The 24,647-nt window shown below is 70.2% G+C and carries 15 protein-coding genes and 6 pseudogenes; 7 read left to right on the top strand and 14 right to left on the bottom strand.

Translation table 11 applies throughout. The features are described from left to right. Positions 1-208: 208 nt before the first annotated feature. The 5 genes and pseudogenes from LRS04_RS27630 to LRS04_RS05640 form a co-directional block, all read right to left on the bottom strand. A pseudogene (locus LRS04_RS27630) lies at positions 209-1,285 on the bottom strand (L,D-transpeptidase family protein); the annotation flags it as partial. Between the two features lie 239 nt (positions 1,286-1,524). Then, positions 1,525-3,288 (bottom strand): PQQ-dependent dehydrogenase, methanol/ethanol family, encoded by a 1,764-nt coding sequence (locus LRS04_RS05655; protein WP_257818972.1) that lies wholly within the window; start codon positions 3,286-3,288, stop codon positions 1,525-1,527. 295 nt (positions 3,289-3,583) lie between these two features. Next, positions 3,584-4,330 carry a hypothetical protein gene (locus tag LRS04_RS05650; RefSeq protein WP_257815533.1) on the bottom strand — a complete coding sequence of 249 codons (747 nt, stop codon included), beginning with the start codon at positions 4,328-4,330 and terminating at the stop codon, positions 3,584-3,586. Between the two features lie 234 nt (positions 4,331-4,564). Next, positions 4,565-5,771 (bottom strand): annotated as a pseudogene (locus LRS04_RS05645) (acetyl-CoA C-acyltransferase). 88 nt (positions 5,772-5,859) lie between these two features. Continuing rightward, the gene (locus tag LRS04_RS05640; RefSeq protein WP_257815532.1) at positions 5,860-7,938 is read right to left on the bottom strand and encodes a 3-hydroxyacyl-CoA dehydrogenase NAD-binding domain-containing protein; all 2,079 of its coding nucleotides are present in this window, start codon (positions 7,936-7,938) and stop codon (positions 5,860-5,862) included. A 131-nt stretch (positions 7,939-8,069) separates the two neighbouring features. Here LRS04_RS05640 and LRS04_RS05635 point away from each other — a divergent pair, with 131 nt between their 5' ends. The 4 genes from LRS04_RS05635 to LRS04_RS05620 all read left to right on the top strand — a co-directional run bounded on the left by LRS04_RS05635 (position 8,070) and on the right by LRS04_RS05620 (position 12,498). Beyond that, on the top strand, positions 8,070-8,846 hold the full coding sequence (locus tag LRS04_RS05635) for an SDR family oxidoreductase (RefSeq protein WP_257815531.1): 777 nt from the start codon (positions 8,070-8,072) through the stop codon (positions 8,844-8,846). Between the two features lie 64 nt (positions 8,847-8,910). Next, positions 8,911-11,889 carry a YdbH domain-containing protein gene (locus tag LRS04_RS05630; protein ID WP_257815530.1) on the top strand — a complete coding sequence of 993 codons (2,979 nt, stop codon included), beginning with the start codon at positions 8,911-8,913 and terminating at the stop codon, positions 11,887-11,889. A 37-nt stretch (positions 11,890-11,926) separates the two neighbouring features. After that, positions 11,927-12,124, top strand: coding sequence for a YnbE family lipoprotein (locus LRS04_RS05625; RefSeq protein ID WP_257815529.1), 198 nt, complete (start codon positions 11,927-11,929; stop codon positions 12,122-12,124). Between the two features lie 11 nt (positions 12,125-12,135). Then, entirely contained in the window at positions 12,136-12,498 is a 363-nt protein-coding gene (locus LRS04_RS05620) for a YdbL family protein (RefSeq protein ID WP_257815528.1), read from the top strand. 157 nt (positions 12,499-12,655) lie between these two features. Here the strand turns inward: LRS04_RS05620 and LRS04_RS05615 are convergent, their stop codons facing one another. The 4 genes and pseudogenes from LRS04_RS05615 to LRS04_RS05600 form a co-directional block, all read right to left on the bottom strand. Continuing rightward, positions 12,656-12,922 (bottom strand): hypothetical protein, encoded by a 267-nt coding sequence (locus tag LRS04_RS05615; RefSeq protein WP_257818971.1) that lies wholly within the window; start codon positions 12,920-12,922, stop codon positions 12,656-12,658. A gap of 58 nt (positions 12,923-12,980) precedes the next feature. Next, a pseudogene (aceB, locus tag LRS04_RS05610) lies at positions 12,981-14,255 on the bottom strand (malate synthase A); the annotation flags it as partial. Positions 14,256-14,476: 221 nt separating this feature from the next. Next, a complete protein-coding gene (locus LRS04_RS05605) occupies positions 14,477-14,683 on the bottom strand; it encodes a hypothetical protein (protein WP_257815527.1) in 207 nt (68 codons plus the stop codon). A gap of 17 nt (positions 14,684-14,700) precedes the next feature. Then, complete coding sequence (locus LRS04_RS05600) at positions 14,701-16,299, bottom strand: isocitrate lyase (RefSeq protein WP_257815526.1); 1,599 nt, start codon at positions 16,297-16,299, stop codon at positions 14,701-14,703. Between the two features lie 155 nt (positions 16,300-16,454). On the opposite strand from LRS04_RS05600, the gene LRS04_RS05595 reads away from it, so the two are divergent. From LRS04_RS05595 to LRS04_RS26610, 3 genes and pseudogenes are all read left to right on the top strand, one after another. Further along, positions 16,455-17,894: a short-chain fatty acyl-CoA regulator family protein gene (locus LRS04_RS05595; protein WP_257815525.1), complete on the top strand. Its 1,440-nt coding sequence runs from the start codon at positions 16,455-16,457 to the stop codon at positions 17,892-17,894. Between the two features lie 81 nt (positions 17,895-17,975). Next, a pseudogene (locus LRS04_RS26615) lies at positions 17,976-18,113 on the top strand (TetR/AcrR family transcriptional regulator); the annotation flags it as partial. A gap of 676 nt (positions 18,114-18,789) precedes the next feature. Next, positions 18,790-19,206, top strand: a complete 417-nt coding sequence (locus LRS04_RS26610) for a hypothetical protein (protein ID WP_308238078.1) — start codon at positions 18,790-18,792, stop codon at positions 19,204-19,206. 15 nt (positions 19,207-19,221) lie between these two features. Here the strand turns inward: LRS04_RS26610 and LRS04_RS05585 are convergent, their stop codons facing one another. The 5 genes and pseudogenes from LRS04_RS05585 to LRS04_RS05565 all read right to left on the bottom strand — a co-directional run bounded on the left by LRS04_RS05585 (position 19,222) and on the right by LRS04_RS05565 (position 24,639). Further along, positions 19,222-19,920, bottom strand: coding sequence for an MFS transporter (locus tag LRS04_RS05585; RefSeq protein ID WP_257818970.1), 699 nt, complete (start codon positions 19,918-19,920; stop codon positions 19,222-19,224). Positions 19,921-19,954: 34 nt separating this feature from the next. Then, positions 19,955-20,734, bottom strand: a pseudogene (locus tag LRS04_RS05580) (MFS transporter); the annotation flags it as partial. Between the two features lie 223 nt (positions 20,735-20,957). Next, complete coding sequence (locus LRS04_RS05575) at positions 20,958-22,691, bottom strand: TonB-dependent receptor (RefSeq protein ID WP_257815524.1); 1,734 nt, start codon at positions 22,689-22,691, stop codon at positions 20,958-20,960. Between the two features lie 70 nt (positions 22,692-22,761). Beyond that, complete coding sequence (locus tag LRS04_RS05570; RefSeq protein WP_257815523.1) at positions 22,762-23,490, bottom strand: TonB-dependent receptor plug domain-containing protein; 729 nt, start codon at positions 23,488-23,490, stop codon at positions 22,762-22,764. A gap of 183 nt (positions 23,491-23,673) precedes the next feature. Then, positions 23,674-24,639 (bottom strand): annotated as a pseudogene (locus tag LRS04_RS05565) (NAD(P)H-quinone oxidoreductase). Positions 24,640-24,647 lie beyond the last annotated feature (8 nt).

The raw sequence follows: 24,647 nt of genomic DNA, 5'->3' as shown, positions 1-24,647 counted from the left end.
GAGGGTCTGGGCGCCGCCGAGCTCGGCCAGGAGGGGGCGCGTCGCGGCCATAGATGTCCTCGCGGCGGACGAGGCCGGCAGGGCCGGGCATGGCCGTGAAATAGGTGATGTAGACGGGGATCGGCCGGTCGAAGTCGACCTTCTGCTCGATGGCCTCCGGATCGGCGACCACCTCCGCCGGCAGCCCGAACAGCAGGCCCGCCAGCGCCAGCGCGTCGGCCAGCCGCACGCAGCCCGAGCTGACATACCGGGCGTCGTCGTCGAACACCGCCTTGTTCGGCGTGTCGTGCAGGTAGATGCCGAGCGGATTGGGCAGCATCAGCTTGACCTTGCCCATCATGTTCCGCGGGCCCGGCTTCTGCCGGACCCGCACGTCGAGGTCGCCGCGCCGGACGGCCGCCCAGTCGACCGTCGCCGGATCGAGTTCGGCCGCGTCGTCCGCGTAGCCGTCGAAGACGACCATGCCGGCATCCGCGAGGTAGCTCAGGCCCTTGGCCAGAACGTTGCCGGCGACCGAGGTCCGCACCAGGTCCCCCGGCACGTTCCAGTAGGGGTTGAAGATCGCGTGGCGGATCAGGCCGGCCATGATCGGCGTGGGCTGCGCCGGCTTGCCGACGGCGACCCTCATGACCGTCAGCAGTTCCTCGTCGCGGTAGAGCCAGAGCTGGCGCGCGGCCACGTCGACCAGGATGAAGCGGTCGCCGAACCGGGGCGGGAGCGCCCGGGCGCGTTCCAGGTTGGCGCGGATCAGGCCTTCCTCGGCCGGATCGCCGCCGTTCCGGCGGTGCGCCTCCAGCAACCGGCGGAAGTTGAGATAGACCGGGTTCATGCGGGTGAGCCCGGGAAGGTCGAGGCCGGATCCGGCTGCTTCGAGGATGCTCTCGGCGGTGGCCGGGGGCGGGCCGAGCTCAGGGTCGACGAACTCCGGCGCCGCGGCGCCCCGCGCGCCCCTCAGGTCGAGCACGAACCGCACCAGGGCCCGGGAGAGCGCGCGGTCGGCCTCGGCGCGTACGCTGGGGTCGTGAGCGGCGGAGAGCGCGAGGGCCGCCAGCGCGTCGGGATCGTGGGCCGCAGGATCGAGGCCGTCGGCGCCGGCTTCGGCCAGCCGCACCAGCAGGCGGTGGGCCTCGGGACGGAGGTCCGCGCCGTCGAACCAGACCGGAGCCCCTCTGCGCGCGGCGTAGAAGGCGTCGAGCGCGGCCTCGGCGGCGGGGTCGACCTCCGGCGCGGCGGCGGCCGGCGCCGCTTCCGTTCGCGCGTCCGCCTGGGGCGGCGCGGTGGCGATGGGCCCCTGCCGACGGCCCGTCGTTGGCGCCGTCCGGTGGAAGCTGGGCCCGGACGGGCAGGGCCAGCAGCACCGCGCCCAGAAGGGCGGCGAGGACCGTGCGAAGCCCGGCTTGGCTCGGCATGGGCGTCTCCCCGGGTCGCGGAGGCGACGAGGCGCCCGGAGCTTACTGCGCGTGGGCGGCGGCCGTCACCTGAGGCGCCGGGGTTTCCAACCCGGCCCGCCACAGGAGATAGGCCCTAAGGTCCTCGGCGCCCGCCTCGTCGAAATAGCGGCGGAAGCCGGCCATGCCTGTCGCCTTGAGGGCCCCGTCCAGCACGATCGCCTGGAAGCCCTCGGGGGTCGAGGATGGCGGGCGAGCGGGCGAGGTTCGGCAGGAACGGTCCGGCCCGGTGGCAGGCGCCGCAGAACTGGTCGTAGATCACCCCGCCCCGGTCCGCGTCGCCGGCGGACGGCGTGGCCGCGGCAAGGTCGAGGACGTCCGGCTGCACCACCTCCGGGAAGGCCGTGGGCTGGACGGTCCCGCCGAGCCGGAAGACCAGCAGCCGCCCGCGCCGCCTGGGCTCGTTCCCGCCGCCAGCCCCGCCGTTGCCGACCATCAGGGCCACGTACTGCTCGCCCTTCACCGCATAGGTCATGGCCGGCGCGATGGTCCTCGCGCCTGTGTCGTAGCGCCAGAGCGGCTTGCCATCGGCGGCGTCGTAGGCGGCGAAGGTCCGCCCCGCGGCGTGGAACACGAGGCCGCCGTCGGTGGCCAGCACCCCGCTGGTGCCCGGCCGCTCGAAGGGGATCGACCAGCGGGCCTTCTGGGCCACGGGATCCCAGGCCAGCAGGACCCCGCGCGGCGGGTTGGGCTTGCCGGGCGGCGGCGCGGGTTTGGTGTTCGGCCCATCGACGGTGCGCCGCAGGCCGGTGTTCCAGGCGCCGGGCACAAAGGTGAAGCCCTGGGGATCGGCATAGACGCCCTGGTTGGTCTGGGCCGGGATGTAGACGAGGCCGGTCTTCGGCGAGAAGGCCATGGGCTGCCAGTTGTGGGCGCCCAGCGCGCCCACCGTCTGGGTGCTGACGCCGCCGCCCTGGTAGCGGGCGAAGGGCGCCTCCACCGGCCGGCCGGTGGCGAGGTCGACCCGCTCGGCCCAGTCCACGGGCACGAACTTCTCGGCCGAGAGCAGCGCGCCGGTCGCGGCGTCGAGTACATAGAAGAAGCCGTTCTTCGGGGCCTGCATGACGACCCGTCGGGTCGCCCCGCCGATGGGCAGGTCGGCGACCATGATGTGCTGGGTCGCGGTGTAGTCCCAGCTCTCGCCGGGGGTCGTCTGGTAGTGCCAGACGTACTCGCCGGTCTCCGGCCGAAGCGCCACGATGGACGCCAGGAACAGGTTGTCGCCCTTGCCGCCCGAGCGGAGCTTGTGGTTCCAGGGATTGCCGTTGCCGACGCCCACGAACACGAGGCCGGTCTTCGGGTCGTAGGTGATCGCGTCCCACACCGTTCCGCCGCCGCCGCTCTGCTTCCAGATCCCGTCGCTCCAGGTGGCCGCCGCCCTCTCGGCGAACACCTTGTCGGATGCCGCGCCGTCCTTGGCGCCCGTCGGATTGGGGGTGGTGTAGAACCGCCAGGCGAGCTTGCCGCTCTCGGCGTCATAGGCCGAGACGTAGCCGCGCACGCCGTACTCGGCGCCGCCGTTGCCGATCAGGACGAGGCCCTTCACCACCCGGGGCGCGCCGGTGATCGTGTAGGGCTTGGAGGTGTCCGTCGTCTGCACCGACCAGGCGGGCTTGCCGGTCCTGGCGTCGAGCGCCACCAGCCGGCCGTCCAGGGTTCCGACGTAGAGCTTGCCCCGCCAGAGCGCGGCCCCGCGGTTGACCACGTCGCAGCAGGCGTTGAACCCGGCCTCGCCCGGCACCTGCGGATCGTAGCTCCAGAGCGCCTCGCCGGTGGCGGCGTCGAAGGCGCGGACCTTCGACCATGCGGTGGTGGTGTACAGCACGCCGTCGTGGACCAGCGGCGTCGCCTCCTGGCCGCGGTCGGTGTCGAACTCCGCCCACCAGGCGCCCCCAGCCGGCCGACCGTCTCGCGGTTGACCTGCGTCAGCGGGCTGAAGCGCTGCTCGTCATAGGTCCGGCCATAGGTGAGCCAGCTTCCGGCGTCGGCCGCCTCGATGGCCCGGCCGTCTACACCCTTCTGGCACGCCGCCAGCGCCAGCACTGCCGCCAGCGCGGCCGCCAGCTTGCCCAGCCGACCCATGCGTCTTCCCCCGTCGTACTGCGGCGGAGCTTCGCAGAGGATTCGGGGCGGGGCTACTCGCCGTAGGGCGCCTTGGTGGTGATCGGCGCGTCAGGGTCCGAAGGCGGCGGCGTGGCCGGGCGCGGCGGCGGCTCGACGATCACCGGGGCCGGCGCGGCGGCGGCCGGCGGCGGAATGGGCGGGACCTCGAGGGTCGGCGCGACCGGCTCGGCCGGCCGCGTGGGCGGCGCGGCGCGTTGCGGAGAGACCGCCGCGGCGCGGACCGGCGCGCGGTCGACCGTGCCGCGGAGCGCCGGCGCGGCCTCGGCCGGTGCGGCGACGCTCTCCGCGGGCGCGGCCTGCGGGGCGGGCGGGGGCGAGGTCGGCGTGGGGCGGGTCGCCGCCAGCACCTCGGCCGGGACCTGCGGCGGGGGCGGTTCGCGCAGCAGGACCGCGACGGTGACCGCGGCGCCGACCGCGCAGGCGCCCAGGCTGACGATCAGCGGCAGGCGCGAGGGCCGCCTCGTGGCCTCGCGCCGGATCGGCGGCGCGGCCATCGCGACCGCTTCGGGCGCGGGCTCGACGCCTCGCGGCGGCGCGGGCGCCTCGGCGACCGGCTCCGGGGCTGGGGCGGGCTCAGGCGCACGGACCGCCGGCCCGGCTGCGGCCGGGAAGGCCATGGGCACGGCGGAGCCCGAGAAGATCGAGGTCGCCCGGCTCGACGGCGCCCGGGGCGGGGGGCGGCCACGGCCGGTCTGGCCGGAGGGTCCGCCTTCGGCAGCGGGCCCAGGCGGAACGGCTGCTGCGGCATGGAGGGCCACGCGCTCGGCCGGGCGTAGGGGTTGCTCGGGGCGTTCCGTTCCGACATTCGCGGGGACTCCAGCACTGGCTCTGACCTTGCCAAGGAGTTCGGCGCCAATGTGACGCCGATGCGAAAAGGGCCGCCCATCGGGGCGGCCCTCTAGACGGTAGACTGATCCGCCCGATCCCAGAAGCTTCACTGTGACCGGCGGCACAGCCGGAGCCGCCGAAGCGGCCCCGGCTTGCCTTCAGGCCTAGAAGATCTCGAAGAGACCTGCGGCGCCCATGCCGCCGCCGACGCACATGGTGACGACGCCGTACTTCGCGCCGCGGCGCTTGCCCCTCGTACATCAGGTGGGCGGTGCAGCGGGCGCCGGTCATGCCATAGGGGTGGCCGATGGAGATCGAGCCGCCCGAGACGTTGTACTTGGCCGGGTCGATGCCCAGCTTGTCGCGGCAGTAGAGCACCTGCGAGGCGAAGGCCTCGTTGAGCTCCCAGATGTCGATGTCGTCGACGGTCAGGCCGTTGCGCTCGAGCAGCTTCGGGATCGCGAAGACCGGGCCGATGCCCATCTCCTCGGGGCCGCAGCCGGCGACCGCCATGCCGCGGTAGGCGCCCAGCGCCTCGATGCCGCGCTTCTCGGCTTCCTTGCGCTCCATCAGCACGATGGCGGCCGAGCCGTCCGACAGCTGCGAGGCGTTGCCGGCGGTGACGTACTTGCCTTCCTGGATGTAGCGGCCGCCCTTGAACACCGGCTGCAGCTTCTGGAGGTCGGCCAGCGTCGTCTGCGGGCGGTTGCCCTCGTCGGCGCTGATGGTGACTTCCTTGTCCGCGGTCTCGCCGGTCTCCTTGTTGACCAGCGCCTTCATGACGGTGGTGACCGGCACGATCTCGTTGTCGAAGCGGCCTTCGGCCTGGGCCTGGGCGGTGCGCTGCTGCGACTGCAGGGCGTACTCGTCCTGGGCCTCGCGGGAGACGCCGTAGCGCTCGGCGACGATCTCGGCGGTCTCGATCATCGAGGTCCAGATCTCCGGCACATGCTCGGTCAGCCACGGATCGGTGCGGTAGTAGCCGTTCATGTGGCCGTTCTGGACGAGGCTGATGCTCTCGATGCCCGCGCCGATGGCGATCTGGGCGCCGTCGCCGGTGATGTACTTGGCGGCCGCCGCCACGCCCATCAGGCCCGAGGAGCACTGGCGGTCGATGGTCTGGCCGGAGACGGTGTTGGGCAGGCCGGCGCGAAGCGCGGCCTGGCGGGCGATGTTGTTGCCCGTGGTGCCCTGCTGCAGGGCCGAGCCCATGCAGATGTCGTCGATCTCGCCGGGGTCGATCCCGGCCTGGGCGACGGCGGCGCGGATGGATCTGGCGCCGAGCGTCGCGCCGTAGGTGTTGTTGAACGCGCCGCGGTAGGCCTTGCCGATGGGGGTCCGCTTGGCGGCGACGATGACGGCTTCACGCATGAGGTGGGATCCTTGACGTAACGGTAGGTCGGGGGTTGAGAAAAACGGCGGGGGCCGTTCAGCCGCCCGCCGTTCGAGGGGTTGGTGATCAGCCCTGCTTGAAGTCCGAGAACTTCTTGCCGTCGGCTGCGAGCTTCTCCAGCAGGGCGGACGGCTTGAAGTCGTCGCCCATGGCGCCCTGGAATTCCTTCATCTTGGCGAGCACCTTGGCCGTGCCGATCTGGTCGCCGTAATACATGGGGCCGCCGCGGTAGACCGGCCAGCCGTAGCCGTTGACCCAGACCACGTCGATGTCGCTGGAACGGATGGCCTTGCCCTCCTCCAGGATCTTCGCGCCCTCGTTGATCATCGGATAGACGCAGCGCTCCAGGATCTCCTCGTCGGAGATCTTCCGCGGATTGCGGCCGGACTTGGCGATGAAGTCGTTGATGATCTTCTCGGTGACCGGCGACGGCTTGGCGGTCCGGTTCTCGTCGTAGTCGTAGTAGCCCGCGCCGGTCTTCTGGCCGCGGCGGTCCATCTCGCAGAGCACGTCGCGGATGCTCTCGCCCTTGGAGTTCTCCTTCACCCAGCCGATGTCGAGGCCGGCCAGGTCGCTCATGGCGAACGGACCCATGGGGAAGCCGAAGTCGTAGAGCACGCGGTCGATGTCCCAGGGCATGGCCCCTTCCATCACCAGCTTCTGGGCCTCGCGCTGGCGCTGGGAGAGCATGCGGTTGCCGATGAAGCCCGGGCACACGCCGGCCAGGACGGCGATCTTGCCGATCTGCTTGGCGAGCTTCATGGACGTGGCGATCACGTCCTTGGCGGTCTTCTCGCCACGGATCACCTCCAGCAGCTTCATGACGTTGGCCGGCGAGAAGAAGTGCAGGCCGATCACGTCCTGCGGCCGGCTCGTCACCGAGGCGATCTCGTCGACGTTCAGATAGCTGGTGTTGGAGGCCAGGATCGCGCCCGGCTTGGCGATCTTGTCGAGGGCGGCGAAGACCTCCTTCTTGATGTCCATCCGCTCGAACACCGCCTCGATGATCAGGTCGCAGTCGGCGAGGTCGGCGCGGTCGAGGCTGCCGGTCAGCATCGACATGCGCTTTTCGGTCTGGGCGGGATCGGCGCCGCGCGAGCGCTCGTAGTTCTTGCGGATCGTCGAGAGGCCGCGGTCGAGCGCGTCCTGCTTCAGCTCGACGATGGTCACCGGGATGCCGACGTTGGCGAAGTTCATCGCGATGCCGCCGCCCATGGTGCCGGCGCCCAGCACGCCGACCTTCTTGATCGGCCGCGTGGGCGTGTCGTCCGGCACGTCGGGGATCTTCTGCGCCTGCCGCTCGGCGAAGAAGTAGTAGCGCTGGGCCGCCGACTGCGGGCCCATCATCAGCTCCATGAACAGCTTGCGCTCTTCGGCGATGCCCTCGTCGAAGGAGCCGGTGGTCACGGCGGCCTCGACGGCCTTGATGTTGTTCTCAGGCGCCTGGAAGCCGCGGAACTTGCGGGCGTTGGCCTTGCGGAACTCGGCGAAGATCTCGGGCTTGCCCTTGGCTTCCTCGAGCTTGGCGTTGTTCTCGCGGACCTTCACCAGCGGCTTGTTCTCGGCCAGCGCCTTGTTGGCGAAGGCGATGGCGCCCTCGCGCAGCTTGCCCTCTTCCACCACCTCGTCGACCAGGCCCATGGCCAGCGCCTGCTGGGCCGGCACGTGCTGGCCCGAGGTGACCATCTCCAGCGCCTTCTGGACGCCGACGATGCGCGGCAGGCGCTGGGTGCCGCCGGCGCCCGGCAGCAGGCCGATGTTCACTTCCGGCAGGCCCACCTTCGCGGACGGCACGGCCACGCGGTAGTGGGCGCAGAGCGCCACTTCCAGGCCGCCGCCCAGCGCCGTGCCGTGGATCGCGGCGATCACCGGCTTGGGAGAATTCTCCATGGTCGCCTGCACGTCCTGCAGGGACGGGCCGGCCATCTGGCCGCCGAACTCGGTGATGTCGGCGCCGGCGATGAAGGTGCGGCCGTCGCAGATCAGGACGATGGCCTCGGCGTCGCTCTCGATGGCCTGCTTGAAGCCCAGGTCCAGGCCCTCGCGGACCTTGGCGGAGAGGGCGTTCACCGGCGGCGAGTTCAGCGTCAGGACGGCGACGTCGCCTTCCTGAACCAGCGTGGTCACCGAATTGATCTCGGTCATGAAGCGTTCCCTCGGAAATGGCTGACAGGCCGCTCTTGGCAGCGGCGGCCGCGGAATTCAAACGCTTGTTATAGGCCTCGCCCGGCCCTACCAAGTCAACCGGCGCCCTAGGGAGAGCGTGGGAGGAAATGATGGCTTCGGACCTGTTCTCACTGGAGGGCAAGATCGCCCTCGTCACCGGCGGCTCGCGCGGCATCGGCAAGATGATCGCCAAGGGCTTCCTCGAGGCCGGCTGCGCGAAGGTCTACATCACCGCGCGCAAGGCCCTCGCCTGCGACGAGACCGCCAAGGAGCTCGGCGACCGCTGCATCTCGCTGCCGCAGGACCTGTCGACCGTCGAGGGCATCCAGAGCTTCGTCGCCCGCTACCTGACCCACGAGGACCGGCTGGACATCCTGGTGAACAACGCCGGCGCCGCCTGGGGCGCGGAGTTCGAGGAGTTCCCGGAGAGCGGCTGGGACAAGGTGATGAACCTGAACCTCAAGTCGCCCTTCTTCCTGACCCAGGCCCTGCACGAGACCCTCAAGAAGAGCGGTACGCACGAGCGGCCGGCGAAGGTGATCAACATCACCTCCATCGACGGTCTCCGGCTCAATCCGCAGGAGACCTATTCCTACCATGCCTCCAAGGCCGGCCTGATCTACCTGACCCGCCGCATGGCGGCGCGGCTGATCCAGGACAACATCGTCATGAGCTCGATCGCGCCCGGCGCCTTCGCGTCCGAGATGAACCGGGTGGCCCGCGACCACGGCGACGAGATCGCCCGCCGCATCCCGTCGCGCCGGATCGGCGCGGACGAGGACATGCAGGGCGTGGCCATCTACCTGGCCAGCCGGGCCGGCGACTATGTGGTGGGCGAGACCATCGCCGTCGACGGCGGCGTGGCCCTGGCGACCCCCGGGAACTAGGCCGGTTCCCGGCTTGGGTCGGTTTTGCGCTATCAAGCGTTGAGACCGTCAAGCCGAGCCGCCCTTGACCGACCCGCAACCTCCCGTTCCCGTCCGACGCCTGCGTCCGATCCTCGCTGCCGTCGGGGTGGCGCTCGTGGTGCTGCTGGTGCTCCTGTACGCCTCGCGGCGGGTGATCCTGCGGGAGTCGCTCACCGGATGGCTGGAGTCCAAGGGCATTCCGTCCGAGGCCGAGGTCGAGGCCTTCGGCCTGACGAGCGCCACCGCCCGGATCCGCATCGGCGACCCGGCCAACCCGGACTTCACCGCCGAGCGGGCGGTGGTGGGCTACAGCCTCCGCGGCCTGCGGTTCGAGGTGACCTCGGTGCGCCTGACGAAGCCTGTCCTGCGGGCTCGCCTCCATAACGGCAAGCTGAGCGTCGGCTCGCTCGATCCCCTGATCGAGGAGTTTCGCCAGCGCCCGCCCAGGCCCGACGCCGCCAAGCCGCGGATCGAGATCGACGACGGCGTCGTGGCGCTCGCCACCGACTACGGACCGGTCCGCCTGACCGCCGATGCGCGGGTGGAGGACAACAAGCTCCTGCACCTCGTGGCGACGTCCGCGCCGGCCCGCCTGCAGGGCGACGGCTTCGAGGTGGTCTCGGGTCGGGGCGCCGTCGACCTCGTCACCCGCGGGGCGCGCACGGCGCTGAGGCTGGACCTCCCCGTCACCTCGGCGAAGGCCGGCGAGGCGGCGATCGACGCCGGCCGGCTGCGGCTGACCGCCGATGTCCCCTATCCCGACCTGCAGACGCAGCGGAACGACGGCCGGGTGGTGATCCGCGCCGAGCTGGACGGCCGCCGTCTGCAGCTCGCCGACCAGAGCCTGACGGATGCGCAGGCCTCGGCCGCCTTCACGGGCGAGAGCCGCGGCTGGATCAGCGACCTGATCCTGCGCGGGCGGGGAAGCGCCGACGTCCGCGCTGGCGGCGCGACGCTGGCCGGCGGCCGCTCCGGGGTGATCCGCGCCTCCGTCACCGCCCCCGACCTTACCTGGACCCGCAAGGGCGGCGACGCCCTGGCCGCCCGGTTCGAGTCGCGCACCGCCGTGGAGAACCTGTCGGTCGCCGAGCTTCGCCTGGCCACGGCGACGGCCACGGCGCGCGGGACCGTAGGCTGGCAGGCCGGCAAGCTCGATCTTCGGGCCGGCGGCGGCCTGAACGCCCGCGGCGGCTGGATGGGCCTCGGCCTGCCGACCGCGCAGGACTCGCGCGACATGGCGGCGGTGAAGCGCGCGGCGCGCAGCTTCCAGCTTGCCGCCCCGGCCGTGGAGCTGGCCGTGAACGCCGACGGGTTCGACGCGACGCTGGCGGCGCCGGTGCGCCTGATCCCGGCCGCCGGCGGCGAGGTCCGGCTGGCGCCGCAAGGGTCCGGCTGGCGGCTGACCGCGGCCGGCGGCGGCCTGCCGAAGGTCACCGCCGACGTGCGCCGCTTCCAGCTCACCGACGACGGCGCCCGGGCGGATGGGCGCGTGCAGGCGGCTCTTGGCATCGGGCCGGTGGAAGGCGGAGTGTTCGACGCCACGGGCACGCTCAGGATGGGGGCGGGCGGCCTGCGGTTCTCGGCCGATCGCTGCGCGAACGTCCAGCTGGCGAAGCTCGAACTCGGGGAGAACGACGTCGAGGCGCTCGCCGGCCGGTTCTGCCCGGCGGGCGAGCCGCTGCTGACCCTGAACGGCGGCGACTGGCGGCTTGCGGGCCGGGGCGAGGCGATCTCCGCCCGGGTGCCGTTCCTGCAGGTCCGGGCGTCGGACGTGGCCGGCCGGGCGGTGCTGGGCCTGCGCGGCGGCCGGCTCTATGCCGACGCGACGATCGCCGGAGCCACCGTCGCCGACACGGCTGCGGAGACCCGCTTCAACCCCGTGCGGCTGACGGGCAAGGCGGCGCTGGCGCGCGATGTCTGGGACGCCGACCTCGTGATCTCGACGCCCGCCGGCCAGCGCGTGGCGACCGCCGACCTGTTCCACAGCATGGTCACCGGCCAGGGCGGGGTCGACATCGAGACCGGGGAGCTCGCGTTCGCCGACGGCGGGCTGCAGCCCGACCAGCTGTCGCCCCTGGCGGCGAACCTCGCCGCGGCCGACGGGACGGCCCGGTTCACCGGCGGCTTCCGCTGGACCATCGCGGTCGCCACCAGCGGCGGAAGCCTGACGATCCCGCGCCTCGACTTCACCAGCCCGGCGGGCCGGGTGACGGGCCTCTCGGGCAAGATCGACTTCGCCAGCCTCGCCCCGCTCGTCGCCCTGCCGGGGCAGGAGCTGCGGGTGGAGGCGGTGGCCGGGCCGTTCCCGCTGACCGGGGTCACGGCGACCTTCGGCCTGGCCGAGGACGGCATCGAGATCTCGGGCGGCGAGGCGGCGGTCGGCGGCGGCAAGGCGACAATCGAGAGCGTCCACATCCCCCTGCTGCCCGGTCAGGCGACGCGCGGCGTGCTGAACTTCGAAGGTGTCCAGCTCCACGACATCGTCGAGGCCTCGCCGTTCGGCGACAAGGTGGACCTCGACGCCAAGGTCTCCGGCCGCATCCCCTTCGAGATGCAGGCCGAGCGGGTGCGGATCCTCGGCGGCTCGCTCAGGGCCATCCAGCCCGGCCGGCTGTCGATCCAGCGCAGCGCGATCACCGGCGTCTCGGCCTCCACCGCCATCGAGACCCCGGCCGGCGCGCCCGACGTCCCGCCGCCGCCGCCCGACACCTTCACCGACTTCGCCTACCAGGCCATGGAGAACCTGGCCTTCGACACCCTGGAGGCGACCGTCGCCAGCCGGGAGGACGGACGCCTGGGCGTGCTCTTCCACATCGTGGGCCGTCACGACCCGCCGCAGAAGCAGGAGATCCGGCTGGGCCTCATGGACCTGATCCGCCGGAACTTCCTGAACCGCCAGCTTCCCCTGCCGTCCGGCACCGGGGTGAACCTGACGCTGGACACCACCCTGAACCTGGACGATCTGCTGAAGGACTACGCCGACTACCAGCGGCTTCGCAGTTCACCCCCGGTTCAGCCCTGAACCCCAACAAGGAGGCTGTAGCGTTGGAGACGACCACATGATCTCAAAGCCACGGTCACTGGCCGTCGCCGCCGGGGCGATCGTCCTGGGCGGCCTGGGCCTCGCCGCCTGCACGCCGACTGTTCGGGTGCAGGTCGAGCCCATCACCATCTATGCCAAGCTGGACGCCGACGTCCGCTTGCGTCTGGACGAGGAAGTGAAAGCCTTGATCCAGAAGAACCCGAACCTCTTCTAAGGACGGGACACATGCAGGGACGAGAACTCATCGGGATCGGCGCGGCCGTGATGGCGGCGCTGGCCCTTACCCCGGCCGCCGTGGCGCAGACCGCGGAGGCCAAGGCCATCGTCGACCAGGCCAAGGCCGCCGGCATCGTCGGCGAGCAGGCCGACGGCTTCCTCGGCTTCGTCACCGGCGCCGCCGACCCGGCGGTCCGCCAGGCTGTCGAGGAGATCAACGCCGGCCGCGCCCAGGTCTATCGCGAGGCGGCCGCCAGGACCGGCACCACACCGGCCGCGGCCGGCGCGTCGGCCTTTACCCAGGTCGTCCAGGCCAGGATCAAGCCGGGCGAATTCTACAAGCCGGCCGGCGGCGGCTGGATCCGGAAGTGAGCCGGCGCTAGGGCCGGACATTCATTCCCCGCGAAGGCGGGGATCCAGGCCTGGAAAGATGGGGTGGAGTGCGGCGACGGCACTCCACCCCGCTCTGGACCGGTCCGCCCATCCTCCCCTCAGACGGTGGGCGGTGGTCGGCTCAGAGAAACCCGTCCTAGAGGACCCGATACGCCGGCAGGGTCAGGAACTCCTCGAAGGAGTCCGCGAGGCTCATGTCGGCGAAGATGCGGATGGCCTCGGCGAACCGGCCATTGTCGTAGGCGCCGGCCGGCAGGGTCTGGCGCAGCGCCGCCATCTCCTCGTCCAGCACCTGGCGGAATAGCTCCGGCGTCACCTCGCGGCCGTCGTCCAGCGTCGCCTTGTGGCGGATCCACTGCCAGATCTGCGCGCGGCTGATCTCGGCGGTCGCGGCGTCCTCCATCAGGTTGTAGAGCGGCACGGCGCCCCTTACCCCGGAGCCAGGCTTCGATGTACTGGACGCCGACGCGGATGTTCTCGCGCAGGCCGTGCTCGGTGCGCTGGCCCTCGTGGACGCGCAGCAGGTCCTCGCGGGTGACCGCGACGTCCTCGCGCAGCTTGCCGAGCTGGTTCGGCGTCGGCATCAGCCGGTCGAACACCTCCATGGCGACGGGGACCAGGTCCGGGTGCGCCACCCAGGTGCCGTCGTGGCCGTTGCCGGCCTCCCGCTCCTTGTCGGCCCGGACCTTGGCGAAGGCGGCCTCGTTGGCGGCCGGATCGCCCTTCACCGGAATCTGGGCCGCCATCCCGCCCATGGCGAAGGCGCCGCGGCGGTGGCAGGTCTGGATGAGCTTCAGCGAGTAGGCGTTGAGGAACGCCTGGCCCATGGTCATCACCGCCCGGTCGGGCGTCAGTGCGTCGGGCTGGGCCTTCAGGCGCTTGATGAACGAGAAGATGTAGTCCCAGCGGCCGCAGTTCAGGCCGGCCATGTGGTCGCGCAGCTCGTAGAGGATCTCGTCCATCTCGAACGCGGCCGGCAGGGTCTCGATCAGCACGGTGACCTTGATGGTCCCGTTCGGCACGCCCAGCGCCTGCTGCGCATAGACGAAGACCTCGTTCCACAGCCGCGCCTCGAGGTGGCTCTCCATCTTCGGCAGATAGAAGTAGGGGCCCGACCCGGCGGCGATCTGGGCCTTGGCGTTGTGGAAGAAGTAGAGGCCGAAGTCGAACAGCGAGCCCGACATCTCCTCGCCGTCGACCGTGGCGTGGGCCTCGGGCAGGTGCCAGCCGCGCGGGCGGACGATCAGGGTCGCGACCTTGTCCTTCAGCGCATAGCTCTTGCCGGAGGTCGCGTCGGTGAAGCCGAGCTGGCCGGCCCAGCGGTCCTTCAGGTTGACCTGGCCCTCCAGCATGTTGACCCAGGTGGGCGAGGAGGCGTCCTCGAAGTCGGCCATGAACACCCGGGCGCCGGAGTTGAGCGCGTTGATGATCATCTTGCGGTCGACCGGGCCGGTGATCTCCACCCGGCGGTCCAGCAGATCGGCGGGGATCGGCGCGACCTTCCAGTCGCCTTCGCGGACGGCCTTGGTCTCGGCCAGGAAGTCGGGCTTCTCGCCGGCGTCGAAGCGGGTCTGGCGCTCTTCGCGCAGGGCCAGCAGCTCGAGGCGGCGGTCGTTGAAGCGGCGGTGCAGCTCGGCCAGGAAGGCCAGGGCCTCGTCGGTCAGCACCTCGGCGGCGCGACCTTCCACGGGACCCTTCAGCTGGACGGCGGGGCGGGCGGCGACATCGAGGGACATGGGAAAACTCCAGAGCCGGGAGGGCGCTATGCGGTGCGCCCCGAGTGAGATCCGTTGGGATCTCACTCAAGATACTTGGAACCTAGAGCCTTTTCTTCGCCGAACCGGCGTCCACTTCGGCGGAAAAGGCTCCGGCTACGAAAAACAACCCCCCGCCAAGGGTCACGGAGAAAACGCGGCGGGGGGCTCTACAGGTTCTGCTGTCGGCCTGAGGGCCGGGATCAGTTCGGCAGGGTGAGCTGCTCGGACGCGATGGCGTAGCGGGCCGTGGCGCAGGCGCGGTTCTCGTCCGACACCCGCTTCCAGGCGGCCTTGGCCTCGTCGCGGCTCTCGTAGGGACCCAGCACCTGCGGGGCCCCGTTCTTGAGCGACTTGAAGGCGAGGCAGCTGTACTCGCCGCCGACGACCCAGAACCGTTCCATGGTCATGGCAATTCCTCCCAGCGTCAGACGTTGGCGAACTGGTTCATGGTGTTGTGGACGCCGCCGGCCTTCAGGGCGGCTTCGCCCGCGAAGTATTCCTTGTGGTCGTCGCCGATGTCCGAGCCCGACATGTTCTGGTGCTTCACCGCCGGCAGGCCCTTGCGGATCTCCTGCCGCTGGACGCCCAGCACGTAGCCCAGCATGCCCTGCTCGCCGAAGTACTCCTTGGCCAGGTTGTCGGTGGACAGCGCCGCGGTGTGGTAGGTCGGCAGGGTGATCAGGTGGTGGAAGATGCCCGCGCGCCGAGCGCCGTCCGCCTGGAAGCTCTTGATCTTCTGGTCCGCCTCGACGCCCAGCGGCGACTGGTCGTAGTCGGCGCTCATCAGCTTGGCCTTGTCGTAGGCCGAGACGTCCTTGCCTTCCTTCTGCCAGGCCTCGAAGACCTGCTCGCGGAACTTCAGCGTCCAGTTGAAGGACGGGCTGTTGTTGTAGGCGAGCTTGGCGTTCGGCACGACCTCGCGGATGCGGTCGACCATGCCGGCGATCTGCTCGACGTGCGGCTTCTCGGTCTCGATCCACAGCAGGTCGGCGCCGTTCTGCAGCGAGGTGATGCAGTCGAGGACGCAGCGGTCCTCGCCGGTGCCGGCGCGGAACTGGAAGAGGTTCGAGGGCAGGCGCTTCGGGCGCATCAGCTTGCCGTTCCGCGTGATCACCACATCGCCGTTGGTGACGTCGGCCGGGGTGATCTCTTCGCAGTCGAGGAAGCTGTTGTACTGGTCGCCCAGGTCGCCCGGCTCCTTGGAGAAGGCGATCTGCTTGGTGAGGCCCGCGCCGAGCGAGTCGGTGCGCGCGACGATGATGCCGTTGTCGACGCCGAGCTCCAGGAAGGCGTAGCGGACGGCCCGCAGCTTGGCGTTGAAGTCCTCGTGCGGGACGGTGACCTTGCCGTCCTGGTGGCCGCATTGCTTCTCGTCGGAGACCTGGTTCTCGATCTGGATGGCGCAGGCGCCGGCCTCGATCATCTTCTTGGCCAGCAGGTAGGTGGCCTCGGCGTTGCCGAAGCCCGCGTCGATGTCGGCGATGATCGGGACCACGTGGGTCTCGAAGTTGTCGATCCGGTCCTGGATCTGCTGCGCCTTGGCCTCGTCGCCGGCCTCGCGGGCGGCGTCCAGCTCGCGGAACAGGCCGCCCAGCTCGCGGGCATCGGCCTGCTTCAGGAAGGTGTAGATCTCCTCGATCAGCGCCGGCACCGAGGTCTTCTCGTGCATCGATTGGTCGGGCAGCGGGCCGAACTCGGAGCGCAGGGCCGCGATCATCCAGCCGGAGAGGTAGATGTAGCGGCGCTTGGTGGTGCCGAAGTGGCGCTTCACCGCGATCATCTTCTGTTGGGCGACGAAGCCGTGCCAGCAGCCCAGCGACTGGGTGTATTGCGACGGGTCGGCGTCATAGGCCGCCATGTCCTCGCGCATGATGCCGGCGGTGTAGCGGGCGATCTCCAGGCCGGTCTTGAACCGGTTCTGCAGCCGCATCCGGGCCACGCCCTCGGCGTCGATGCCATCCCACGTGCCGTTCTTCGACTGGATGAGCTGGCTCATCTCGATGATGTGGTCCTGGTACGCCATGGGTCTCTTCCGTTCCGACAGATGCGCTGTGACAAGCGTTGGGACCCCTCTAACGCTTGAATTCAAAGGGGTGGAAGAGCCACGGCCAAGGCAAAAGGCGTGGGTGTCACAGTCAATCGTTGTCAATAATGTAAATCTGTGACAATCACACAGGCATGGCGCTCTCGCCCACCGACCGCAAGCTATTCCTCGGCGCCCGGGTCAAGCGGCTGCGCCGGGAGCTGGGCGTCACCCAGACGCGCATGGCCGAGGACCTCGGGGTCTCGCCGAGCTACCTGAACCTCATCGAGCGCAACCAGCGGCCGGTCACCGCCCAGGTGCTGCTGCGCCTGGCGGAAGCCTACGACCTTGACCTCAAGACGCTCGCCTCCGACCCGGAGTCGGCCAGCGCCACGGGTCTCTCCGAGGTTTTCTCGGACCAGATGTTCCGCGACCTGGCGGTCGCCCGCCACGAGATCGCCGAGGTGGCCGACAGCGCGCCGGGCGTCTCCGAGGCGATCGTCCGGCTCTACCGCGCCTATCTCGACCAGCGGCGGATGGCCGACCTGGGCGGCGTCGGCCGACCCGAGGACGGGACGCTGGTCCAGCCGGTGGTGACGCCGTCCGACTGGGTGCGCGACTACATCCAGGCCCAGAAGAACCACTTCGCCGACCTGGAGGACGCCGCCGCGTCGCTGGCCGGCGAGCTGGCCGCCGACGCCGAGGATTTCCCGGGCGCGGCGCGGGCCCGGCTGGCGCAGAAGTTCGGCATCCAGGTCCGCGTGGTGCCGGTAGAGGTGCTGCCCGAGAGCGTCCGGCGCTTCGACCATCACCGGAAGCGGCTGTTCCTGTCCGAGGTCCTCACCGGCGCCGGCCGCAGCTTCAGCCTCGCCTACCAGCTCGCGCTCCTGGAGCACCGCGACCTCCTGGAGGCGCTGGCCGACCGCGCCGGCCCGCCCGACCGGCCGACCCGCAACCTCTTGAAGGTCAGCCTGACCAACTACCTGGCCGCCGCCATCCTCATGCCCTACGGCGCCTTCTACGAGGCGGCGGAGCGGACGGCCTACGACATCGAGCTGGTCCGCGCCCGCTTCGGCGTCTCCTTCGAGCAGGCCTGCCACCGGCTGACCACCCTGGCCCGCCCCGGCCAGCGGGGCGTGCCCTTCTTCATGGTCCGCGTGGACAGCGCCGGGAACATCTCCAAACGCTTCGCGGGCTCGGCCTTCCCGTTCTCGCGGTTCGGCGGCGCCTGTCCGCGCTGGAACATCCACTCGAGCTTCCGCACGCCCGGGCGGATCATCCCGCAGATCATCGAGACGCCGGACGGCCAGCGCTACTTCACCATCGCCCGCACCGTCGCCCGGGTCGCCCGGCCCTTCGCCTCCGACGAGAGCGACCTCGCCATCGGCATGGGCTGCGAGCTGAAGTACGCCGAGCGCCTGGTCTATTCCCGCGGCCTCGACCTGCGCGATCCCGTCGCCACCGGCATAGGCCCGGCCTGCCGGATCTGCGAACGCCCCGCCTGTCCGCAAAGGGCGGCCGAACCGATCAGCCGCACGCTCACCGTCGACGACTTTACGAAGTCCATCACGCCCTATCCCTTCGCCTCGACCTGACCTCGGGTCCGCCGCCTAGGTGTTCCCTCTGGCGCCGGCGTGTTTCACGTGCGCAAACTGTCACGTTGCCGAGGAGGGCGAATGGTTCAGCGCAACGCGGTCCGCGCGACCGACCGTTTCGAGCGCAAGCGCGAGGCGATCCTCGACGCCGCCACGGAGATCCTGAACCGCAAGGGCGTGAAGGGACTGACGCTGGGCGTCGCCGCCGCCGCCGTCGACCTCTCGACCACCAGCGTCACCTACTACTTCAAGCGCAAGGACGACCTCGCCGCCGCCTGCCTGATGCGCGGCATCGAGAGCCTGCAGTGGATGATGGAGCAGGCGCTCTCCGAGCCGACCCGCGAGGGCCGGCTGAAGAAGCTGCTGACCCTGCACCTGGAACGCCTGCACATGACCGCGATGGGCCAGGCGCCGCCGCTGCCGGTGCTGTCGGACGTCCGGGCGCTGAACGAGCCCCGCCGCACCGAGGTCCGCCGGGCCTACGGCCGGATGTGGCGCAAGCTGCGCGAGATCTTCGAGACCCCGGACCTCGAGTGGCTGTCGCGCGGCCGCCGCTCGGCGCGGGCCCACATGCTGCTGGAGCAGCTCCTCTGGGCGCCGGGCTGGATCGGCAAGTACGACCCGGAAGACTATGGCCGCGTGCGCGACCGGATGTACGACATCCTGGTCCACGGCCTGGCCGGGGAGAATTCAGGCTGGGCGCCGGCGGCGATCCCTGTCTCCGAGCTCGCGCCGCGCAGCCGCCAGGAAATGAGCCGCGAGACCTTCCTGCTCGCCGCCACCCGGCTGATCAATTCGCGGGGCTACAAGGGCGCCCTCGGTCGACAAGATCTCGGCCGAGCTGAACGTCACCAAGGGCAGCTTCTACCACCACAACGAGGCCAAGGACGACCTGGTGGTCGCCTGCTTCGAGCGGACGTTCGAGGTGATGACCCGGGTCCAGCGGCTGGCCATGGCCCTGCCCGGCGACCAGTGGACGAGGCTCTCCAGCGCGGCCGCCGCGCTCGCCGAGTACCAGCTCTCCGAGCACGGGCCCCTGCTGCGCATCGCGGCGCTCACCGCCCTGCCGGAGCCGATCCGGCGGCAGATGGTGCAGCACTCGGATCGGGTGTCCGACCGCTTCGCCTCGATGATCTCGGACGGCATCGCCGAAGGCTCGATCCGGCCGGTGGACCCGTTCATCGCCGCCCAGATGCTGAACGCCACCCTGAATGCCGGCGCCGAGCTGGGCTACTGGGTGCCGGGCGTCGGCCAGAAGGCCGCGCCGGCGGTCTTCGCCCGTCCGCTGCTCATGGGCATTTTCGGCAAGTAGGCGTCAGCCGCCGCCTCAGGGCTTCAGCGGCAGCGGCGCGCCCGGCTCGGCGGCCGGCGGGGCGGCGTCGTCCACCGGCAGCGCCTCGGCCCGCCGCAGCGCGTCGAGCTTGGCCAGGTTCTCCTCATGGCGCTTGCGGCCGATGTTGTAGGCCAGCAGGCAGAGGATCGCCGTGCCGTACAGCGCCAGGATGGTCGGGATGTAGGCGAGGCCGAGGCTGCGGAGCACCTCGGGCGCGACGCTCGTCCGCTCGGCCTTCTCCGGGAAGTCGATGAAGGTCAGCACGCCCGTGGCGATGAAGATGCCCAGGCCCGAGATCGCCTTGCGGAACAGGTTCTGCGCCGACATCAGCAGGCCCTCGGACCGCCGGCCGGTCTTCACCTCGGCGTCCTCCACGACGTCAGCCAGGATGGCGAACAGCAGGACGCCGGTGGCGGCGGCCAGGGTCGCGTTGATGATCTCCTCGCCATAGAGCAGGGCCAGCAGCTCCGGCGTGCCGTTCTCGGGCGCGAGGCCGAGCAGGCGCAGGGACACCGGCGTCACATGGACGAGCACGGCGGAGCCGAAGACGGCGATCACGCCCCACTTCTTGCCCATGGTGCGGCCGACGATGGGGGCGAGCGCGACGCCGGCGAATCCGCCGATCACGCTGGTGGTGGCCAGCATGGCGAGCTGGGCCTGGGTGAGCTGCCAGAAATAGAGGCCGAAGTAGATCTCGAGCCCGTTGCGGGCCCCCCACGGCCACGGCGATCAGCAGGGCGGCCAGCGTCGAGACCAGGAAGGCCCGGTTGTTCAGGGTGGCGGCCATCTCCTTGACCATGGTCCACACCGTCACCCGGCGCTGCGGGACCTGGTGGAGGTAGGGCACGGCCTTCAGGGTGCCCAGCGTCGAGATCAGGATCGCGCCCAGGATGATCAGGGCGCCGGTCAGCGAATAGGCGAAGTAGCCGTCGCGGGCGAGCACGCCGCCCGATCCGTCCGGCTGCTCCTTCAGGAAGACCTGGTAGGCCAGCACCGTCATGCCGAGGCCGCCGGCCACCATGAAGAAGTGCCGCATGGAGAGCAGGTTGGTCCGCTCGTCGTAGCCGCGCGCCATTTCCGGCGCCAGCGCCTGGTGCGGCAGCTCGAAGAAGGTGTCGAACACCCGGACCGCGATGACGCAGACCGCCAGATAGACCGCCAGCGCGCTGTCGCTCCAGCCGGTGGGCGGGTTCCACAGCGCGAAGAAGGCGATGGCATAGGGCAGGGCGGACGCCAGCATGAACGGGTGGCGGCGTCCCCAGCGAGAGCGGAAGTTGTCGGAGATCTGGCCGACGATCGGGTCGAGCACCGCATCGACCACCAGGGCGATCATCAGGATGGCGCCGACCGTCTTCGGCGGCAGGCCGATCACCTGGTTGTAGAAGATCACCAGGAAGGTTGAGAGCGCGCGCAGCTTGAGGTTCGTCGCCGTCGCCCCCACGGCGTAGAGCAGCTTGACGCCAAGCCCCAGCCGCCGCCCTTCCGCGGCGCTCGCGGTTGCGGTCATCGGTCTCCTCCCGCCGCGGATGGCGCGGCAAATGTCCTGGTCGGCGGCTTCTGTCGGCCGCTCGGAAATAATGGAAGATACGGTGCGGTGGGGCCCCGCGGGCGTCAAACTGAATCGGTTTTCAGGCCAGACACAAAGAAGCCGGCACAAAGAAGCCGGACACAAAGAAGAAGGGCGCGTCCTTGCGGACGCGCCCCGAGAGAGAGGACCGGTTCTGGACGGTCTAGAAGCGGTACTGCACCTCGACCCCGTAGGTGCGCGGCGGCACGTAGGAGATGGTGCGGTTCACGTAGCCGGTATTCGGGCCGGTGTTGATCCGGCTGCCGTCGGCGCCGGAGACGCCTTCCTGCTCGAAGATGTTCTTCACGTAGCCGATGACCGTGAACCGGTCGTCGGCGTCGTTCCACAGCAGGCGGGCGTCGGTCTGGTTCCAGGCCTTCGCCTGATTGTAGTAGCGGTTGAAGATCGAATAGTAGGTCTCGTCCTTCCAGACGTGGGTCACCGAGCCGACCAGCGAGCCGGCGTCGAACACCCAGGTATAGTTGGCGTTCACCGTGAACCGGTGGGGTGTGGAGGACGGCAGCTTGGCGCCCTTCAGGTCCTGGTTCAGCGCCGTGGCCGGGTTGGCGATCGCCGCCGGCGTGTTGCCGGCCAGCACGACGCCGTCCTGGATGCCGCGCGGATCTTCCGGATCCTGGAAGCAGCAGGCCTCCTTCAGCTCGGCGCTCAGGTAGGAGTAGTTCGCCAGCAGCTGGAGGTTGTCGATCGGCTGCCAGATGGTCTCCAGCTCGAAGCCCAGGACCTCCGCCTTCGGCATGTTGAAGAAGCGGGTGACGTTCAGGTCGGTCACCGGATCGCGGCCGGTGATCGGGATCTGGATGTCCTGGTAGTCGTAGAAGAAGGCCGAGGCGTTGGCCTGCAGGCGGCCGCCGAAGGTCTTCTTCACGCCGACCTCGTAGGCGTCGATGGTCTCTTCCTTGGTGGTGACGTTCGGCGTGAGCGTGGTCGTCCCCGAGTTGAAGCCGCCGGCCTTGTAGCCGCGCGTGTACTTAGCATAGGCCAGCGTGTCCGGGTCGGGCTGCCAGTCGAGGCCCAGCGTGCCGGTCACGCCGCTCCAGCTGTTCTTCAGCCCGCGGTGGCGGAGGCCCGTGGTGGGGTCCGTGTAGGCGGGCAGGTAGATCGACGGATCGGTGCTGGTACCCGGCGACGCCACGGCGGTCACGTCCACCGGCCGGCCGGTGACCCGGCTGATCGGGCAGGTGGCCGTGTAGAGGCAGAACAGCCGCGCGCTCTCGAACGACTTCTTCTCGTCGTGGGTGTAGCGCAGGCCGGCGGTGGCCTTCAGCTCATCGGTGAACTGCCAGTCCACCTGACCGAAGGCCGCGTAGGATTCGCTGACGTTCGAGGAGGAGCCGTAGGCGTAGCGGCGCTCGGGGTTCGGCGCGGCCGCGATCAGCTGGGTCGCCGGGTTCAGCGAGAACAGCGTCGGGTTCTCGAACCGCGGGTCGTCCGGATGGCGCGCGTCGGAGAGCGTGTAGTTCGAGCCTTCGCGGAACTGGTAGAGGCCGATCAGCCACTGCACCGGTCCGTCATAGGTCGAGGCGAAGTTGAGCTCGTTCGAGAACCACCAGACCTCTTCCTGGTACTGGTTGTTCCGCCGCGGATAATAGAGCGGCGTGGAGGTCGCCGAGAGCGGCAGGTTGAACGCCGCCTGGCGCGACGTGCCGTCCAGGTCGGTCTGCAGCCGGTAGTCGTAGTAGGTGTAGCCGCCGAGGTACTTCACATCGATGTTGTCGAGGTGCAGCGTGGCCTGGAAGTTGTAGCCGTTGTTCTCCAGGTTGATGTAGTTGCCGTCGTCGGTGTCGAAGCACATCTGGCACTGCATCGCGGCGGTGCCGAGCGGCAGGCCCAGGGTGGCCGAGTTCGGGGTCAGCGCCGCCTGCAGCGGCGAGGTCACGTCCCGGATGCCGTAGAGGGCGGTGGTCCGCCCGCCCGGGCCGCGGCCCAGATTGTGCCACTCGGCGGTGTCAACCTTCAGCCACCACTCGAGCTTGCCGTCGCCGAGGCTGCCGTCGAGCTGGCCTTCGATCTGGAACTGGTCGCCGATGGCGCCCCTCGTCCTTGCCGTTGGGATTGAGGTTCTTGAAGTAGCCCTCGCCCTGCGAGCTGTAGGATCCCGCGAGCCGGCCGCGGATGTTGCCGAACAGCGGGCCGGAGACGGCCGCTTCGGTCATCCAGGCGTCGTAGTTGGCGAGGCCGGCCCGGGCCTCGGCATAGAAGTCGTCGGTCGGGCGCTTGGAGATGATGTTCATCGCGCCGCCGATCGAGTTGCGGCCGTAAAGCGTGCCCTGCGGGCCGCGCAGCACCTCGGTCCGGTCGATGAACAGGGTGGACCGGGCGAACGCCGTCACCGAGGAGGTGTAGACGCCGTCGTTGTACATCGCCACGCCGCCCTCGGAGGAGCGGTTGTTGGTGAAGCGGCCGATGCCCCGCATGTTGATGCGGTCGTTGTTCGTGGAATAGGTCAGGCCCGGCGTGAAGTTGGTCAGGTCCTGCACCGAGTTGATGCCGATCGTCTCGCGGCGCTCGTCGGTGAAGGCCGAGACCGCGACCGGCACGTCCTGCAGCGACTGCTCGCGCTTTTCGGCCGTGACGACCAGTTCCTCGATAGTGGTGCTTTGCGCAAAGGCGCTGGTGGCCATGAGCGACGCGCCGACAAGCGCGCTCGCCGCCAGAAGCTGGCGTTTCAGTCGCATGGTTTCCTCCCCCGGAGACAAACTGTGGAACAGCGCTATTGCCTGCGCTCAGGGCCGACCGTGGGGTTTAAGCGCCGTAACGTCAACACATTGCGGCCAATTTTTCGTACCCCGTGTTCGAACGGGGAGTCCGAGGGGGATCCGTAGCGCCGCCGATTCATCGAAACGGTATGCCGGCGGCCCCTAGGGCACGGTGAGAACGATCTTGCCCACATGGCCGCCCGTTTCGAGATAGGCGTGCGCGGCGGCAGCCTCGGCCAGGGGGAAGGTGCGGTCGACAGAGGGCCGGATCCGCCCCTCGGCGACCCACGGCCAGACCCCTTTCTCAATCTCGGCGGCGAGCCGCGCCTTCTCGTCGGCGTCGCGGGGGGCGGAGCGTCGAGCCGGTGACCACGGCGCGCTTCTGCATCAGGCGGAAGATCGGCAGGGCGACCTCGCCGCCGCCCTGGGCGGCGATGAATACGATGCGGCCGCCGGTGCGGAGCGCGTCCAGGTCCTTGGCGAAATAGTCGCCGCCGACCATGTCGAGGATCACGTCGGCGCCGCCCTCGAGCTTGGCGATCTGGGCGAAGTCCTCGGCGGTGGCGTCCACGGCGACGTCGGCGCCCAGTTCCAGGGCGGTCTTGGCCTTCTCCGCGCCACGGGCGGTGGCGATCACCTTGGCGCCCGCCGCCTTGCCCATCTGGATGGCGGTGACGCCGATGCCGGAGGTGGCGCCGTGCACCATGAGGGTCTCCCGCGGCTTGAGCGCGCCGTGCTCGAAGACGTTGGCGAACACCGTGAAGACCGTCTCCGGCAGGCTGGCGGCCTGCACGAAGTCCAGGTCGCCCGGGATCGGCAGGGCGTGGCGGGCGTCGACCACGGCGTATTCCGCATAGCCGCCGCCGCCGAGCAGGGCGGTGACCCGGTCGCCGGCCTTCCAGCGCCCCGCGCCCTCGACCACCTCGCCGGCGACCTCGAGGCCCAGCGTCTCCGGCGCGCCGGGCGGCGGGGGTAGGCGCCCAGGCGCTGGACGATGTCGGGCCGGTTCACCCCGGCCGCCCGCACCCGGATCAGGATCTGGCCCGGACCGGCTTCGGGCCTTGGAATCGTGACGGGTTTCAGCGCTTCCGCCGGGCCGCGGCCGCCCTCGATGGCGATGGCGGTCATGGTCTGGC

This window comes from Phenylobacterium sp. J367 (assembly GCF_024699985.1).
Taxonomy (GTDB): domain Bacteria; phylum Pseudomonadota; class Alphaproteobacteria; order Caulobacterales; family Caulobacteraceae; genus Phenylobacterium.
The sequence above is the reverse complement of the archived record's forward strand: the minus strand, read 5'-3'. Positions and strand labels throughout refer to the sequence as shown.